The following is a 1,804-nucleotide window of genomic DNA, read 5'->3' on the forward strand; positions in this document are numbered from 1 at the left end:
GTGACGCCTCAAGCGACGTGATCTCCCACGGTGTAAGTCGCCGCCATATAGTGGTTCACCAGAGCCGTCCAGGGTAAATCACTGGATACGGGTATTCGGAATTTCGGTGTCCAGGGTAAAAACCACCAAACAATAGTACTGTCCATAGTAAAATTGCGTTCAAAATTAACTAGTATTGGATGGGATCCATCCGCAGAAGTGGGTGTCCGGGGGACGTATCGATACGGTTTGTTTATCGTGCCGCTGATACGAGGCTGGCGGCGAAAGTGAGACCGTCATAGGACGTAGATTACAAATGACTACGAATCAAACAAGTCTGGTCGAGAGGGAACGCATTCAAACGGAATTGCAGACTCGAGAACAGTGGGTGTGCTGGCAGCGCAAGGAACGGGGAGACAAGGTAACTAAGGTACCTATTGTATCTGGTGTAGCTGAGTTTGCTTCGGCAACTGATCCCGAGACGTGGCGGTCGTTCGATGGGGCACTCGAGTATTTCGGTCGTAGAGATGCTGCCGGTATTGGGTTCGTTTACCCACCATCGGAGATTTAGTCCCGGAATCGTTGGTTAACGTGACACCATCGAACCGGGCTCACGGTAGCTCGCCAGTCACGTCGACGAGGTCCTCCTCGGTTCGCCAGCGATACAGCCGTCCCTCATTCTCGAACAATTCGAAAACACCGTCTTGCATCCAGCCAAACGGATGCTCTTCGTCCTTGTACTCTCGCTCGAGGACGTGACTTTTTGCGAAGTATTCGGTCGTACCGACGAGCAACCCCTGTTCGACGAGGAAGTCACTTGGCTCTTTCTCGGCGACACCGACGAGGTTCGTCACGATATCGGCGATTAGGCAGAACTTCTGAATGCTGTTATCCCACTCACCACGGATGTCGACCATCCGGAACGCGTATGCATCGGTACGACGATTGAGACGGTCAACCACCAAGTTCAGCCGTCGGATCGGCTCACGGTCGTAGTTCCCGAGCACAAAGTACGACTTGTCGTTTTCGTAGACGGGGGTCAACTCGCTCAGGGCATGCAGGATCTCCTCGTTGTCGGCCAGTGTTATCTCCTCCTCGTCAAGTTGGTCTTTGGCACTCTTGAGAACGTCATCAGGAACAGGCGACTCCTCGTCAGACATACTGTAAGCCTCTCGTGGAGGGGAGATATGGTTTATGAAGTAAATTACTCGCTCAAGTGGTGTGGTTTATCGTAGAGTAAATTACTCAAGAGTAAACTACTTGTCGCCACGCCATGTACCGTATGGTATGAGCACCGAACTCGGGAGTACTGGGGAGATAGAACCTCGTGAACTCGTCCACTTCGTCACCCAGCAGACGCGATTCGCCCTCATCAACAACATCCTCCAGCATCCCGACCAGCTCCCGTCGATGTACGAACTCGAGGAACTCAACCTCAGCGTGAGCGACGCCACCGTCTATAAACACATTCAGAAGCTGATCGACGCTGGCATCGTCAAAGAGGTAGCTCTCGATGACGACGAACGCCGCCAGGGGTACCCGTGGAAGTTCTACGGCCTCACCGAGGAGGGTCGTAAGTTCCTCGACGATCACAACCTCCTCACGGCCGAGGAGACGCTGCAACAGATCTACGAGACAATCTCCGACAAGCCCGAAAAGATGGTCAAGTACGAGAACGCACCACGCCCCGCCGAGTCGTAGCTGTTCGGGCTATGAGATCAAACGGGATCTTTCCTCAACCAAATGTCAGCTCCCTAGAGTCGTCACAGTAGCGTTCCAGATGTATTGACATCCTCCCCGCCCTGAACAGTAGTTGCTGATTCAA

General features: G+C 53.2%; 2 protein-coding genes. One reads left to right on the forward strand and one right to left on the reverse strand.

Translation table 11 applies throughout. The features are described from left to right. Positions 1-590: 590 nt before the first annotated feature. Positions 591-1,139, reverse strand: a complete 549-nt coding sequence (locus QNM96_RS22845; protein ID WP_283839109.1) for a hypothetical protein — start codon at positions 1,137-1,139, stop codon at positions 591-593. Between the two features lie 127 nt (positions 1,140-1,266). On the opposite strand from QNM96_RS22845, the gene QNM96_RS22850 reads away from it, so the two are divergent. Beyond that, a complete protein-coding gene (locus tag QNM96_RS22850; RefSeq protein ID WP_283839110.1) occupies positions 1,267-1,680 on the forward strand; it encodes a MarR family winged helix-turn-helix transcriptional regulator in 414 nt (137 codons plus the stop codon). Positions 1,681-1,804 lie beyond the last annotated feature (124 nt).

Source organism: Halostagnicola sp. A-GB9-2 (assembly GCF_030068615.1).
Lineage (GTDB): Archaea > Halobacteriota > Halobacteria > Halobacteriales > Natrialbaceae > Halostagnicola.

Bases quoted from the DNA above. Each gene is read 5' to 3' on its own strand.
- QNM96_RS22845 (WP_283839109.1), bottom strand. From the start codon at position 1,139: ATGTCTGACGAGGAGTCGCCTGTTCCTGATGACGTTCTCAAGAGTGCC.
- QNM96_RS22850 (WP_283839110.1), top strand. From the start codon at position 1,267: ATGAGCACCGAACTCGGGAGTACTGGGGAGATAGAACCTCGTGAACTC.